Source organism: Actinoplanes sp. NPDC021490 (assembly GCF_055562135.1).
Genome location: NZ_JBVHFW010000011.1, coordinates 218,376 through 232,659, shown reverse-complemented (window position 1 = coordinate 232,659; position 14,284 = coordinate 218,376). Strand labels below are relative to the sequence as shown.

Genomic DNA, 14,284 nt, shown 5'->3' with positions numbered 1-14,284 from the left:
CGCTTGGTGACGTGCGACAGCGTAGTCTGTCGCAGCCAGTAACAAAAAGGCAGGCCTCCGGGCCAGCTTCATAAAGCCACGGGGATGTGGCGGAATGGCAGACGCGCACGGTTCAGGTCCGTGTGTCCTAACGGACGTGGGGGTTCAACTCCCCCCATCCCCACGAGTCGCAGGAGCCCCTGTCCGCTGAGATGCGCGGACCGGGGCTCCTCGTCATATCTGCCCCGGGGCCGAGCCCCGGGAACCCCACGTTGCGGTGGTCACCCCGAGTGCGCCTGTCGCGCTGCGGGCAGGGGTTACGGGTGGTGCGCTGGTCACACCCCCAGGTGTGGTGCGCCTGCCACAGCTGCCACGTCTGGGCGTGCCGGAATTAGGCGGGTGCGGTTTGTCACGTGGGGGGTGACTGTCTGCTTCGCGTGGGGCGTCAAATGCGGCGTTGGGGTTGCTTAGCGTGATCATCACGGTGTGGTACCAACAATGTGTCAGGCGAGCAACGGGACATCAGAAGGGCTCATAAAGCCCACTCGGTGTGCGCCTATCGGGTGACTTGGGGTTGGGCGGCTATGCTCGGCGGCGGAAAATTGCCGGTGATGTCTAGACCGAGGATGCATCCCTTGAGTGCCTATGAGGCCGCTAACCAGACCGGCAAGCGCAGTGTGCTCGGCGTGCTGGTGGACGTCACGAACTATGCGGATGCGACCGCTCGGATCATGGAGGCGGCCCGCGAGCGGCGGCCCTATGCGGTCACGGCGCTGGCCGTGCACGGGGTCATGACCGGAGTGCAGGACAAGGCGCACAATGCCCGGCTCAACTCCTTCGACCTCGTCACGCCGGACGGCCAGCCGGTTCGGTGGGCGCTGAACACGGTCCACCACGCGGGGCTCGGCGACCGGGTCTACGGGCCCACGCTGACGCTCAAGGTCGTGGAGGCGGCGGCGGCCGAGGGGCTTCCTGTCTATCTGTACGGGTCCACCCAGCCGACGCTCGACCGGTTGGTGCCGGCCCTGGAAAAGATGTTCCCGGCGCTGAAGATCGCGGGGGTGGAGGCGTCCAAGTTCCGGACCAACCACCCGGGCGAGGCGGAAGAGATCGCGGAGCGGATCAAGAGCTCGGGCGCGCGGATCGTGCTCGTCGGGCTCGGGTGTCCGCGGCAGGAAATCTTCACGTACGCGATGCGTCCGCTTCTTGACATGCCACTTCTGGCGGTCGGAGCCGCCTTCGACTATCACGCCGGATTGCTCAAGAACCCGCCCGCGTGGATGCAGAAGTACGCCCTCGAGTGGCTGTGGCGACTGGGTCTCGAACCGAAGCGCCTCTGGAAGCGATACGTGCTGCTCAACCCGGCCTACCTGGCCCGGCTCGCGGCCCAGCGAAGTGGGCTGTGGAAGGCCACCCCGCCCGCGCCGGCCACCGAACCGGTCACCACCTTCGCCGTCTAGGACTTTCCAGAAGGGCCCGCTCGGGGTCGCCACAGGGGTAATCGACGTCACCCCTTACGGGCCGGGTGGGGTAGAAACCCGGTTTCCCCCCGCCGTCGCCGGGTGAACGCTGTCGATGTGGACATCGTCGCGGACCTCATCCTTACCGGCGCCCTCGTGGCGGTCTGGCTCACGGCCGGGCTGCTGGCGGACGCGCTGCCGTCGGCCCCCTCGGCGCCGGCTCTGCGGCGCCGGGCCGGCTTGATCACCATGCTGATCGCCGCCGGTGCGGCGATGTTCGTCGCCATCCCGATCGTCACCGCCCTGGTGCCGGGCGAGTCGGCGGCTCCGGCCGCGGCGCTCGTCCCGGCCGTTCCGGCCCTGATCGTGCTGACCGCCGGCCTGCGCCGGGTGGGCCAGGTGCGGCGGGGTGCGGGCGCCTTCACCACCGCGCCGCAGACCCCGGTGCCGCCCGCTCTGCGCGCGGCCGCCGCTCATCCGCTGATCCTGGTCCCACTGCAGGTCACCGGGCTGGCGACGCTGCTCAGCCTGCCGATCGCCGGCGGTGTGGTGGAGGTTCCGGGCGCCGACCTGGCCGGCATCGCCATCACGGTGGTGGGGGTGGCCGTGCTGGCGATCGGCATCCGGAGCGCGCTGCGGCACAGCCGGCTCAGTGTGCAGGCCCTGGCGCCGATCGGGCGCCGGCCGCGGGTGCCGGTGAACACCCGCTGACCGTCAGCCCTTCTTGGCTTCCTGCACATAGAGCAGCTCGAGGATCGAACGCGCCGCCTCGAACCAGCGGTCCAGCCAGTCCGAAGTGGGCAGTGTGCCCCGGGCGGGCAGCTCGAGCAGAAGTCCACGCAACAGCGGGTGATCCGCCATCGACTGCGACGAGCCGGAGTCGATGGCCGGCCAGCCGCTCGACGGGAACACCGGCTCGGTCAGTCCCTGCAGGTCCAGCGACGGCAGCTTGGCGGCACGGTCGAGCGGGCTGGTCGGCTCGATGCTGTGCGAACGGCCCGGCGAGCGGGTGGGCAGGCCCGAGGAGCTGCTGCGCGACACCAGTTCGCCGTCCGCGGCCTCGGCGGCCAGAGCGGCTTCACGCCGGTTCTGCCGGTAGGCGCTGACTCCACCGCTGAAGCGGTCCTGCGCCGTCGAGGAGTTGCTGAGGTTTTCCGAACCAATCGTCATCTGTCTGCCTTGCCTCGCTCGGGGGAAGCGACCCCGCCGGTGTTGCGCGGTCCGGGCCGCGCTTTTGCCGTTCAACGAGGCGAGCGAAGAAATGACTACGGCCGGCCCTCCCGCGCCGATGCGGGAGGACCGGCCGCACTGCGACGGGCCTCGAGGCCCTACAGGTCGAACTCGCCGTCCTTGGCGCCGCCGACGAACGCGTCCCACTCGGCTGCTGTGAAGATCAGCGCCGGCCCGTGCGGGTTCTTGGAGTCGCGTACCGCGATCGCCTCATCCACGAAGGCCACCTCGACACAGTTGTCGGAGTTGGGCCCGCTTCGCGTGCTCTTGAACCACTGCGCCCGGGTCAGATCGATCCGGAAACCCTTCGCTTCGACTTCCACAATGGCTCCTCTACCAGCTTTTGAATCATCCCGATGGACTCCTCCGGTGGGAGGGCCGACGTCTGGATGGTCTCGAAGATGGAGATGTACTTGCCGAGCTCCTCGGCCTTCTCGAGAAAGAGGCCGCCGGTCGCATTCTCGGTGAACACCACGTCGGCATCGCCCTCCTCCTCGAACTCGAGAATGGCGAACGTGCCGTCCATCCCGGCGTGCGCGCCCGCCGCGAAGGGCAAGATCTGCAACGTGACGTTCGGCAACTCCGCCGCCGTGATCAATCTGGCTAATTGATCACGCATGACCTGGTCACCGCCCACCGGCCGGCTCACCACCGCCTCATCGAGCACCACCCAAAGATCAATCGGATCGTCCAGAATCAATAACGACTGTCTTTCCATCCGGACGCGCACCCGCTGCTCGATTTCCTGGTCGCTGTCCCCCAGTCGAGCGGCCCGAATCATCGCAATTGCATACTCTTCGCTCTGAAGCAAACCGGGAATGACCTGCGACTCGTACGCCCGCACCGACCGGGCGGCGGCCTCGAGTCCAACGTAGGCACCGGTGAGAACCGTAGAAAACGGGTGCCACCACCCCTTTTGCCGCGCTTCTCGGGCAATTTGGACAAGCTCTTGCTGGACCTCGTCCGGTACGAGATAAATGTCCAACATGGCAGCCACATCGTTCGGACTAGCGCTGGTATGTCCCGTCTCGATTCGCGACACTTTGGACGTCGAACAACCAAGCCGCTCGGCCACCATGTCGATCGTGACGCGGGCGGCCTCCCGATGCCGGCGCAGCTCGACCCCGAGCCGTCGGCGGCGAATGGTAGGACTGCGATGTTGATTCACAAGCCCAGTCTCCTGTCGATCTTTCAGTGATTCAAGTTTTCCGGAGCTACCAACCGGTAATCACTAAGGGCTGACATGCAACTTGCATCGACCGGACTCGTGGTGCAATCTTTTCGGTATGGCTCGCGTCACTCAGCCCAAACGGGCGATGGGCCGAGTCCCGCTCAACGTACCGATACGCCACCGTCAACGGGGTACCGATTTCCAAAGCTGTCCGAGGTGGACTGATCCACTTCCGAGCAGTGCCGGGATCGGTGACGGTGACGTTCCGCAACGCTTTTGGTGATTGGCATCGCCTAAAGCTTGCAAAGACGTTAATGCCGGGCACACTTGGTGCTTTCGTGTCAAGGTTTCAGGGCAGGAGATGACGTGCTTCCTCGGTCCGGTGATGTGATACACGTGACAAAGGCAGCGAGCGTCCAGTTCGCGGCGCCGATGTTGTTCCGTGTCATCCGGGTCCACGACTGGCCGACGTACGAGGGCTGGATCTGGCTGGACGGATACGAACTGAACGCCTCGGGCGACGCCGTCGAGCGCCGATCGATCTTCGTCCAGGTCAGCGGCCTGCGCGCCGTCGGCAAGGCGCCCGACCCCCGGGCGCGCAACGGACGCCAGCCTGGCCTGGTCAGCGGCACTGTTCAGGCCCGTACGGTCCGGACCAACCGCTGACCGGCTAGTTGCCGTCCGCCCCGGTGTCGTCCGTGGGTTCGGTCGTGCCGGTCGGGTTGTTCGTCGGCTGAGCCGCCGCGATCACCAGGGTGACCGTCGTGTCCGGTGGGACTTCCTGCCCCTCCACCGGGTCACTGTCGATCACCGTGTCCGCCGGAACGTCCGGAGCCTGGCGATAGATCAACCGGTAGTTCAGCCCGGTCGACCGCAGTGCCTCCTGCGCGTCGGTCAGTGCCAGCCCCCGCAGCGCCGGAATGATGATCTCGCTCGTGCTCGGATCTGTCGTGGACGCCTGTGGCTCCGCCGAACTCGCGGTGGTGGTCGGCGTCGCGCTCGGTGACGTCGTCTGGGTCGTGACCGTCTCCGCCGGCGTCGCCGAACTGCTCGTCACCGGGGCGGGCGTCTCCTCGTCCGACGACTGCAGGATCAGATAGATCGCCCAGCCCAGCACGCCGAGCAGGATCAGCGCGACGACGCCGACCACGATCGGCATCCACCAGCGGTCCCGCGGCCCGGCCGGGGTGGCCGCGGCCCAGTCGACCTCGGGATAACCGCGGCCGGGCTGCGGCGGACGCACCTCGGCCCGCCCCGACCAGGCCGGGTTGGCCCGGCTGGGCGCCCAGTCGTCGTCGCCCACCGGGGGCATGACCGCGGTGGACCCGGGCTGATTGGCGACTACCGTCGGCTCGTCCCGGATCGTCGGCACGGTGCGTACGTCGTCCAGAGTGTCGTCGTCGCGGCGCGGCACGCCGTCCAGCGTGTCCTCGGCGCCCGGCGGCGGCACCGAAGCGCGGGCCACCGTCCTCTCGCCTCCGACCTGGGTCGCGTCGAGATCGGCGGGAGTGCCGCCGGCCTGGGTCGCGTCCGGGTCCTGACGTCCGGATCCCGCCGGAGAGTCGGGAGAGCTCGGAGAACCCGGTTTCCCGGGTTCCGCCTCAGCGTCCTCGGCGTCGTCAGGCGAGAAACGTCGCGTCTCGTCGCTCTCGTCCGACATCGCCTCTCCTCCGGCTCGTTCACCCGCATGGGTCAACGTATCGAATCTTGCGGGGCATGTCTGGTCTCCGCAGGACAAACACACCAGGTGGCTACAGGTGAGAAACACACGCGACCAGCGAAGCACCGATTCGCAGGCATCGGCGGGTACCGCTACAGTGCGGCGCATGGCCGACAAGGGCTGGACAGCGCGCATAGCTACCGCGGCCGGTGCCGCGGCGGGCACGGGCGCCGCGCAATTGGGCCTGGGCTACGGCCTGGGCGTGGTCGTCTGGCCGGTCACTCCGACCGCCGACGACAGCGCATGGCTGGGCAGTCTCGGCTGGGCCACCTGGATCACCGCCAGCGCCACGGTCTTCGGCGCCGTGCTGGGCAGCCGCTATCGGGGCGGTCCGGGGCCTCGCACCAGCGGCTCCTGGCGTTTCGCCCTGGCCGCCTGCGCGGCGGTCGGCGCCCTGGTGACGGTCGCGCTCATCGCGCTTCCGGCCCGTTCCGCCGTACGCTTCGACACCTTCAGCCCGCAGGTCATCGCGGGCGGATACGCCCTGGCCGGGCTGGTGCTGGGCGGCATCATCGCGTTCTGGGCGGTGTCGTCGAGACCGGTCGCGGCCAACCTGATGGCCACCGGCGTGTGGCTGTGGGCCCTGGCGATCGCCGCCATCGTGGTCGAGCTGACCGCCAACCGCGATTCCGCGACCTATCTGACCAGCTGGCAGTTCGCCGAGGTGGCCAACAGCGGGCTCTACGGCACGATCTATTGGCCGAGCGCCCTGCTCACCCTGGCCGCGGCCTTCCTGGTCGGCGCCCTGACCGCGGTGCCCGCCGCCCGCCGCGGCGACACCGGCATCGGCGCGGCGACCTCGGGTCTGGCCGGCCCGCTGCTGGTCGCGTTCGCGTTCCTCGCCCTGGCGCCCCGCCTCACCGGCGCGCTCGGCCCCATCGAGTCGGCCTATCTGATCGCCCCCTACGCCGTCCTCGCCGGCCTGGCCGGTTCGGTGCTCGCGGTGGCCGGCACCCGCACGATCCAGGACCAGCGCTCCAGCCGGGCCGGCACCACCGTCACCGGCACCGCCCGGGTCCACGACACCGACCCCGACAGCGACAGCGACACCGCCGCCCTGCCGTCCGGCAGCCGTGGATCCACAGCCCAGCCGACAGGCAGCCGCGGATCCGCAGCCCAACCCACCGGCAGCCGCGGATCCGCAGCCCAACCCACCGGCAGCCGCGGGTCCGCAGCCCAACCCACCGGCAGTCGTGGAGCCGCTGGTCACGCCCCGGAAAACCGCGGGTCCGCAGATCAGCCCTCCGGGAGCCCGGAGACGGGCGGAACCCCGAGGCCGGCGGCCGAGGACGAGCCGGTGACCGACCGATCCGGGCCGACGTTCACGCCGGAGCCGCGCAAGCCCCGCCTTTTCGGCCGTCGGAAGGTGCCGGCGCAACCGGCAGCACCGTCCGACCAGGACAACGGCGCCCGGAACAATGCCGACCAAACCAACGGAAAGCCGGCCCCCATCGACTCGGAGATCGCCGCGGCCGCACGACCGGCCCCCCGGCCACGCCCCCAGAAGGTCACCTCAGCAGCCGCGGATTCCAAGCCCGGCCGGTCCACAGTGACCCCGCCGCCGACCGCCCCGACCGTGGCCCAGATCAACCCGAAGCCCGCGGCCCCGGCGGCTCCGGCCACCCCCGAGCCGTCCAAGCCGCGCCCAGCCCGAAAGTCGGCCGCCCCCAAGCCACCGGCGCAGGACTGAGTTCCGAGCCACCGGCCTGACCCCAGCCGATCAAGCCGGGCTCAAGATCAGCCCGCGGTGGAACCAGAGGTCAGACCCGTCGGCGCGGGACCTGAGGCCAGACCGTCGGCGCGGGACCTTAGGTGAGACCGTCGGCGCGGGACCTTAGGTGAGACCGTCGGCGCGGGACCTTAGGTCAGACCGTCGGCGCGGGACTGGCAGTCAGACCGTCGGCCAGGTGTGCACCGGGTCGTTCGTGCGGTGCAGCTCCCAGTATCGGAGCAGCATCGAGCGCAGCGCCTCGTCTCGGGACAAGCCGCGGCGCTCGGCCTCGCGGACGGCCTCGGTCTGCCACGACGCGCCGTTGCGGCCCAGCCGGCAGCGCTCGTCGATGATCCGCAGCAGCCGATCGCGCACGGCCGGCGCGACCCCGTAACGGTCCAGTCCCGCGTACGCCTTGGGAAGCAGCACCGATCGCACCAGCTCGGCCACGGGGACCTCGCCCAGGCCGGGCCAGAAGACCGTCGCCTCGATGCCCCCGACCGCCCCGGCGTGGAAGTTGTCGCGGGCGGCCGCGAACGACAGGCGCGACCAGATCGGGTGCTCCTCCTCAGCCAGCTCGCGGACCAGCCCGAAGTAGAAGGCCGCGTTGGCCAGCAGGTCGACCACGGTCGGCCCGGACGGCAGCACCCGGTTCTCGACGCGCAGATGCGGCCGGCCGTCCATCACGTCGTAGACGGGCCGGTTCCACCGGTACACCGTGCCGTTGTGCAGGCGCAGCTCGCCCAGCCGCGGTACGCCACCCGCCCGCAGCACCTCGACCGGGTCCTCGTCCTCCAGGAACGGCAGCAGCGGAGCGAAGAAACGGACGTTCTCCTCGAAGAGGTCGGACACCGAGGTGATCCAGCGTTCCCCGAACCAGACGCGGGGGCGTACGCCCTGGGCCTTGAGCTCTTCCGACCGGGTGTCGGTGGCCTGTTGGAACAGCGCGATGCGTGTTTCGGCCCACAGCCGTCGGCCGTGCAGGAACGGCGAGTTCGCCCCGATCGCCACCTGCATTCCGGCGATCGCCTGGGACGCGTTCCAGAACCGGTCGAAGCGGTCGGGCGGCACCTGCAGATGACATTGGACGCTCGTGCACGCGGCCTCGGGAACGATCGAGTCGCTGGCGCTGCGTAGCCGTTCGGTTCCGTGGATGTCGAGTTCGAACTGCTCGCCCCGGGCGCCGGCCAGTTCGTCGTTGAGCAGGCGGTAGCGGGCGTTGGCGCTGAGGTTTTCGAGCACGAGGTCGCCAGGGGTGAGAGTGGGCAGCATGCCGATCATCACAAGGCCGCAGTCGGACTTGGCGGCGGCACGGCCCAGGCTTTCGAGCAGGTCGTTCTCGTAGTCGGCGAGGCCCCAGCCGGCGATCGACCGTGGGGCCGCGTTGAGCTCGAGGTTGAACTGGCCGAGTTCGGTCTGGAACAGCGGGTCGCCGAGACGATCGAGCACCTCGGCGTTGCGCATGGCGGGCCGGGCGGCCTCGTCGATGAGGTTGAGTTCGATCTCGAGCCCGGTCATGTCGTCGCGGTTGTCGAAAACCTGCTGGTCGAGCATTTGCCCGAAGACGTCGAGGCATCGGCGCACCTTCTGCCGATAGGTGCCCCGGTCCTCGGAGGCGACGACGGTCGCAAGATCGTTGCCCACTTACCCTCCCGGGGCGGCCAGGGACGAAACGGACGTCGATCACCACTCTGTGAGCGAATGCGTGCGCTCGGTCTACCTTGCCATCTTGTCCGGAGGTCGCGCCACACAAACGACGAGCCGCCGCTCCGGAATCCGGGCGGCGGCTCGACTGTGGACTTTGTGTGATCCTCGCGGATCAGGCGCGGCGGATGGCCTCGCCCTCGATCTCAATCTTGATCTTCTTGCTGACCATGACGCCGCCGCTCTCGAGGGCCATGTTCCAGGTCAGGCCCCACTGCTCGCGGTCGATCTCGGTGGTCGCGCTGAAGCCGAAGACGGACTGCCCGTACGGGCTGGTGCCGGCGCCCTCGAACTCGACGACCAGCTCGACCGGCTTGGTCACGTCCTTGATGGTGAGCTCGCCATCGAGGACGAACTCGGCGCCCGAGTGGCTCTTGATGCCGGTGCTGCGGAAGGTGATCGCCGGGTACTTCTCGGACTCGAAGAAGTCACCGCTGCGCAGGTGGTTGTCCCGGTCGACCTGGCCGGTCTCGATGCTGGCGGTGTTGATCGTCGCCTCGACCGAGGAGGTCAGCGGGTCCTCGCCGATGGTGATGACAGCAGAGGCGTCCGCGAACTGACCGCGAACCTTGCTGACCATGAGGTGTCGCGCCACAAAGCCGACCCGCTTGTGCGCGGCGTCCAGGTCGTACGTGCCGGCCGCCGGGATCTGGAGACCCTCGAACGCACGGGTGGTGGCCACGGACTCGGTCATGACTTTTCCTTCTCTCGAACACAGGTGGTCGGTGTTTGTGTGACGGAGCAACTATATGCCAAGCAATATTCCCCGTGTCAATAGCTCGGTGTAAGCTGTACCGGTGAGTACGGATCTCGATGACCCCCGTTTCACCGCGTTCGGCCTTTTCGCCGAGGCGTTCACGGGGCTGACCAACCGCTTCGCCGCCCAGTTCGAGGAACATCGCCTCTCCGCCGTGGAGTTCGAGGTGCTCATGCGCCTCGCCCGCTCCCCCGGCCGTCGCCTCCGGATGACCGACCTCGCCGGCCAGACCTCCCTGTCGACCAGCGGTGTGACCCGAGTGGTCGACCGCATGGACCGGGACGGCCTGGTGCGACGCGAGGCCTGTCCCAGCGACCGGCGCAGTTCGTTCGCCGTCGTCACCGATGAGGGTGTCCGCCGGCTCGACGAGGTTCTACCCGGCCACCTCGAGCTGCTCCAGCAGTGGTTCATCGGTCAGCTGGGCCCGGCCGAGCTCGACGACATGCTCGGCTCGCTGCGCAAGATCCGCGATGCGGTCAACCCCTGTGCGACCGCCGGCACGGATGAGGAGCGCTCCGCCGCCTGAGGGGCAACCCGGCGAAGTCGACACAAAGCCGTCCGTGAGCACCGCTCCGGAAAGCTTGGGGTAAACCGGCAGAACTACCGGCAGAATCGGGCGACGCGGGGGTCCAAACGGACAAATCTCCCGAGTTTCGATGCGCAATGTGGCTAGTGTGATCGGCGCAGGGGGATGCGGCGCGACCGAGGCGACGGCGGGGCTTGACGGGGGAGCTTCGTTCTCGCCGCTTAACTGGCGGGCGTTGCGACGGTCGGCGCGTGGGGGGCACGCTACGCCGACCGTCCACGCCCGGCCAGGACCCTGGCTTCCAGCCCGGCCCACGCTAACCGGCCAGCACTTGGGCCAGCGTCTGCGGTCCGAGCTTCTCGCGCTCCCGCGGCAGCAGCATGATCCCGCCCGAGCGGCACATCTCCGCCAGCCGGCGCACGGCCGATTCCCGTTCGTCGTCGTCCGGCGTGCTCACGATCAGTCCGACCAGAGCCTCGACGACGTCACGAGGATCATGAGTTCCGTCGTACGCCTCGGCGGCGCGGGCAAAACTCTCGGCCGCCCGTTTCGTCTCACCTCGGCCCAGCGCGACGGCCCCCTCGACCACCGCGGCCGGGCCGTCCTGCGCGTCGTCGTCCTCCTCGGGCCCGAGCTGCTCGAGCACCACGGCCGCCTCGTCCACGCGGCCCGCCTCGGCCAGAGCCAGCCCGATCGTGGCCAGCAGCCGTCGCCGGTGCCCCGGGTCACCCAGCTTGATCAGCCTGGTCATCGCCCGGCGCCCGAGCCGTGCCGCCTCCTCGGGCCGCCCGTCCAGGCGCTGCACCTCGGCCAGGTTGGCCTGGGCCAGCGCGCGTAGCCGCTTCTCGCCGCAGCGCGCGGCCTGCTTGTCGACCACGGCCAGCCGTTCCCGCGCCGCCGGCAGGTTGCCCTGGCGAATCTCGTGCCAGACCAGGTTGTTCTCGGCGACGGCGAGGTCACGGGCCTGACCGCCGCGCCGGGCCAGCTCCAGAGCGGCCTCGCCGTGCCCGCGCGCCCGCTCGAAGTCGCCGACGGTCATCCACAGTCCGGCCAGCTGGGCATGCGCCGTGAGCTGCCCCGCGACCTCGTCGAGCCGCTGGAACTCGGCCAGCGCCTCGGTCGCCGACTCGATCTCCTCCGCGCTGCCGCCGTGCTCGCGGGCCAACTGGGCCAGGCCGATGCGCGCCCAGGCCCGGATCGACGGGTCGGCGTCGGCGGTGCGCGGGTCGTCGAGCAGCCGGCGCAGCCACTGGCGGCCGGTCACATCGCGCCCGCGGAACCGCCACCAGCGCGGAAGAGCGGCCGCGAGACGCAAGGCGGTGTGCGGGTCCTCCCCCGCCGCATAGGCCAGGGCGGTGCCGAAGTCGCCGGCCACGTCGTCGAGCCGGCCGGCCGCCTCGGGCAGACGGGTGCCGGTCAGGTCGGGCCAGATCTCGTGGGCCAGGTCGGCGAGCACCTGCGCGTGCCGCCGCCGGCCCTCGGCCAGCTCGCCCTCGGCCGCCGCGCGCTCGGCGGCGTAGTCGCGCACGACGTCGAGCAGGCGGAACCGGAACGTACGGCTTCCGCGCACGCTGAGCAGTCCCAGCTCGAGCAGACGGTCGAGCAGGTGCACGACGTCGGTGCGGGGTTCGGCGATGAGCTGCTCGGCCAGGCCGATCGACCAGCGGTAACGGAACATCGCCAGGCGTCGTAACGCGCGCTGCTCGGCCGGGTTGAGCAGGCGATAGCTGGCCGCCACGGCGTCCCGCAGCGACACCAGCGGCTCCCGCGAGCCGGGCCGGTGCAGGTCGAGCACGCGGTCGCCGTAGCGGTCGAGGATCTCGGGGATGGTCAGCACCCGGCCGCGGGCCGCTGCCAGCTCGATCGCGAGCGGCAGACCGCCGAGCCGCCGGACCAGCGTGGCCAGCGGCGCGACCTCGTCGGGTTCGGGCTCGGTGCGGCGCACCTGGCTCAGACGTTCCAGGAACAGAGCCACCGCCGGGTAGGCCGCCACGTCCGCGAGGGTGTCCGAGGTCTCGGGCGGCGGCGCGGTGAGCGGCGCGAGCGGCCAGACCCGTTCCAGGGGGAGCCCGATCGGGTGCCGGCCGGTGGCCAGGAACCGCAGCGTCGGCAGGCGCTCGAGCAGGTGGGTGAGCATCTCGGCGGTCGCGTCGGCCGACCGTTCGACGGCGTCGACGAAGACCAGCGCGGCCCGGCCGGCGAACAGCGCGGGCAGGTCGTCGGGACGGCCGACGCCGAACTCGGCCGAGATGCTGCCGAGCATCTCGCCGACCGTGCAGCCGTCGGTGACCACGATGCCGGCCACCCCGCCCGGATAGGCCGCCGCCACCTGGTGGGCGGCCACGAAGGCGAGGCTGGTCTTGCCGACCCCGGCCAGGCCGACCAGGGTGATGCCGCGCGGGCCGTCCGGCGCCCGGAGCTGGGCGGTCATCTCGTCGAGGTCGTCGTCGCGGCCGATCAGCTCGCTGGTCGGCAGCACGCGGAGGAACCCGGTGGGCGGCAACGGCTCCTCGGTGGACTGTCCGCGGGCCGCCGCCAGGAAGACTTCCCGGTCGACGCCGGCCAGGCCCAGCGCGGCGGCCAGCAACTCGACCGTGGTGCGCTGCGGCCGGGACGCGCGGCCCCGTTCCAGGTCGCGGACCGTCCGCACGCCGACCGCGGCGCGGGAGGCCAGTTCCTCCTGGGTCAGCCGGGCCCGCAGGCGTTCCCGGCGCAGTACGGCGTCGAATCCGCCCTGGTCCGGCGTGGTGCCTGACCCCTCGTTTGCCCCCACGACACCGAACTTAAGGTGGGTTCAGGAACGCGGCGAGCAGAGATCCGCTCTTGTCGGATTGCGGACCCAAACCCAGCGGTCAAATGCCGCTAAAGACCCAGCCCGCGGGCGATCAGCATGCGCTGCACCTCGGACGTGCCCTCGCCGACCTCGAGGATCTTGGCGTCCCGATAGAACCGGCCGACCGCGGACTCGTTCATGAAGCCGTATCCGCCGTGCACCTGGGTCGCCCAGCGGCTGTTCTCCATGGCGGCGTTGCTGGCGTTCAGCTTGGCGATCGCCGCGTACCGCTTGAAGTCCTGGCCGGCGAGCATGCGTGCGGCCGCGTCGTAGTAGCCGAGCCGCGCGGTGTGCGCCCGCATCTCCATGTCGGCGATCATGAACTGGACGGCCTGGTAGTTGCCGATCGGCTGGCCGAACGCCTCGCGCTGGCGGGCGTACCGGACCGACTCGTCGACGCAGCCCTGGGCGAGCCCGACCGACAGCGCGGCGATCGCGATCCGGCCCTCGTCGAGGATGCGCAGGAACTGGGCGAAGCCGCGGCCACGCTCGCCGAGCAGGTTGGCGGCCGGAACGCGTACGTCGTCGAAGGCCAGCTCGTGGGTGTCCGACGCACACCAGCCGACCTTGGAGTAGCCGGGTGCGACCGTGAAGCCCGGGGTCCCCGACGGCACGATGATCGTGGACAGCTCCTTGGACCCGTCCGGGTTGGTGCCGGTCACCGCCATGACCGTGACCAGGCAGGTGATGTCGGTGCCGGAGTTCGTGATGAACGCCTTGGTGCCGTTGATCACCCACTCGTCGGTGGCCTCGTCGTAGACCGCGCGGGTCTGGGTGCCGCCGGCGTCCGACCCGGTGCCGGGCTCGGTGAGGCCGAAGGCGGCCAGCGCCTCGCCGGAGGTGAGCCGGGGCAGCCACTGCTCCTTCTGGGCGGCCGTGCCGAAACGGTGGATCGGCATGGCGCCGAGCGAGACCGCGGCCTCGAGCGTCACCGCCACCGAGCTGTCCACTCTGGCCAGTTCCTCCAGGGCGATGCACAGCGCGAAGTAGTCGCCGCCCATGCCGCCGGACTCCTCGGGGAACGGCAGTCCGAAAAGGCCCATCTTGCCCATCTGACGAATGACGTCGTACGGGAAAGTCTTGTTCTCGTAGTGCTCGGCGATCACCGGCGCGACCTGCTCGCGCGCGAATTCCTCGACGGTGACGCGCAGCGCCTCCTGCTCGTCGTCGAGCCGGAAGTCGACCATGGTGTG

General features: G+C 69.9%; 13 protein-coding genes and 1 tRNA gene. 6 read left to right on the top strand and 8 right to left on the bottom strand.

What is annotated here, in order from left to right; all coding sequences use genetic code 11:
• Nucleotides 1-80 precede the first annotated feature (80 nt).
• From ACZ3I4_RS27705 to ACZ3I4_RS27695, 3 genes are all read left to right on the top strand, one after another.
• Nucleotides 81-163, top strand: a tRNA-Leu gene (locus ACZ3I4_RS27705).
• 508 nt (nucleotides 164-671) lie between these two features.
• Nucleotides 672-1,439 (top strand): WecB/TagA/CpsF family glycosyltransferase, encoded by a 768-nt coding sequence (locus tag ACZ3I4_RS27700; RefSeq protein WP_465385062.1) that lies wholly within the window; start codon nucleotides 672-674, stop codon nucleotides 1,437-1,439.
• Between the two features lie 102 nt (nucleotides 1,440-1,541).
• On the top strand, nucleotides 1,542-2,150 hold the full coding sequence (locus ACZ3I4_RS27695; RefSeq protein WP_465384936.1) for a hypothetical protein: 609 nt from the start codon (nucleotides 1,542-1,544) through the stop codon (nucleotides 2,148-2,150).
• Nucleotides 2,151-2,153: 3 nt separating this feature from the next.
• Here the strand turns inward: ACZ3I4_RS27695 and ACZ3I4_RS27690 are convergent, their stop codons facing one another.
• From ACZ3I4_RS27690 to ACZ3I4_RS27680, 3 genes are all read right to left on the bottom strand, one after another.
• On the bottom strand, nucleotides 2,154-2,609 hold the full coding sequence (locus ACZ3I4_RS27690) for a hypothetical protein (RefSeq protein ID WP_465384935.1): 456 nt from the start codon (nucleotides 2,607-2,609) through the stop codon (nucleotides 2,154-2,156).
• Between the two features lie 158 nt (nucleotides 2,610-2,767).
• Complete coding sequence (locus ACZ3I4_RS27685) at nucleotides 2,768-2,992, bottom strand: DUF397 domain-containing protein (RefSeq protein WP_465384934.1); 225 nt, start codon at nucleotides 2,990-2,992, stop codon at nucleotides 2,768-2,770.
• Nucleotides 2,956-3,837 (bottom strand): helix-turn-helix domain-containing protein, encoded by an 882-nt coding sequence (locus ACZ3I4_RS27680; protein ID WP_465384933.1) that lies wholly within the window; start codon nucleotides 3,835-3,837, stop codon nucleotides 2,956-2,958. Before ACZ3I4_RS27680 ends, ACZ3I4_RS27685 begins: the two co-directional genes overlap by 37 nt.
• 369 nt (nucleotides 3,838-4,206) lie before the next feature.
• On the opposite strand from ACZ3I4_RS27680, the gene ACZ3I4_RS27675 reads away from it, so the two are divergent.
• Nucleotides 4,207-4,506, top strand: a complete 300-nt coding sequence (locus ACZ3I4_RS27675) for a hypothetical protein (protein ID WP_133873763.1) — start codon at nucleotides 4,207-4,209, stop codon at nucleotides 4,504-4,506.
• Nucleotides 4,507-4,510: 4 nt separating this feature from the next.
• Here the strand turns inward: ACZ3I4_RS27675 and ACZ3I4_RS27670 are convergent, their stop codons facing one another.
• Nucleotides 4,511-5,500 (bottom strand): PASTA domain-containing protein, encoded by a 990-nt coding sequence (locus ACZ3I4_RS27670; RefSeq protein WP_465384932.1) that lies wholly within the window; start codon nucleotides 5,498-5,500, stop codon nucleotides 4,511-4,513.
• 166 nt (nucleotides 5,501-5,666) lie between these two features.
• On the opposite strand from ACZ3I4_RS27670, the gene ACZ3I4_RS27665 reads away from it, so the two are divergent.
• Nucleotides 5,667-7,250: a Hansenula MRAKII killer toxin-resistant protein 1 gene (locus tag ACZ3I4_RS27665; protein ID WP_465384931.1), complete on the top strand. Its 1,584-nt coding sequence runs from the start codon at nucleotides 5,667-5,669 to the stop codon at nucleotides 7,248-7,250.
• A 201-nt stretch (nucleotides 7,251-7,451) separates the two neighbouring features.
• Here the strand turns inward: ACZ3I4_RS27665 and ACZ3I4_RS27660 are convergent, their stop codons facing one another.
• Both ACZ3I4_RS27660 and ACZ3I4_RS27655 read right to left on the bottom strand, forming a co-directional pair.
• On the bottom strand, nucleotides 7,452-8,915 hold the full coding sequence (locus tag ACZ3I4_RS27660) for a glutamate-cysteine ligase family protein (RefSeq protein WP_465384930.1): 1,464 nt from the start codon (nucleotides 8,913-8,915) through the stop codon (nucleotides 7,452-7,454).
• 175 nt (nucleotides 8,916-9,090) lie between these two features.
• Nucleotides 9,091-9,669 (bottom strand): YceI family protein, encoded by a 579-nt coding sequence (locus ACZ3I4_RS27655; RefSeq protein WP_465384929.1) that lies wholly within the window; start codon nucleotides 9,667-9,669, stop codon nucleotides 9,091-9,093.
• A 103-nt stretch (nucleotides 9,670-9,772) separates the two neighbouring features.
• On the opposite strand from ACZ3I4_RS27655, the gene ACZ3I4_RS27650 reads away from it, so the two are divergent.
• Entirely contained in the window at nucleotides 9,773-10,258 is a 486-nt protein-coding gene (locus ACZ3I4_RS27650) for a MarR family winged helix-turn-helix transcriptional regulator (RefSeq protein WP_465384928.1), read from the top strand.
• Nucleotides 10,259-10,574: 316 nt separating this feature from the next.
• Here the strand turns inward: ACZ3I4_RS27650 and ACZ3I4_RS27645 are convergent, their stop codons facing one another.
• Both ACZ3I4_RS27645 and ACZ3I4_RS27640 read right to left on the bottom strand, forming a co-directional pair.
• Complete coding sequence (locus tag ACZ3I4_RS27645; protein WP_465384927.1) at nucleotides 10,575-13,031, bottom strand: ATP-binding protein; 2,457 nt, start codon at nucleotides 13,029-13,031, stop codon at nucleotides 10,575-10,577.
• Nucleotides 13,032-13,120: 89 nt separating this feature from the next.
• Entirely contained in the window at nucleotides 13,121-14,278 is a 1,158-nt protein-coding gene (locus tag ACZ3I4_RS27640) for an acyl-CoA dehydrogenase family protein (protein WP_465384926.1), read from the bottom strand.
• Between the last annotated feature and the right edge of the window lie 6 nt (nucleotides 14,279-14,284).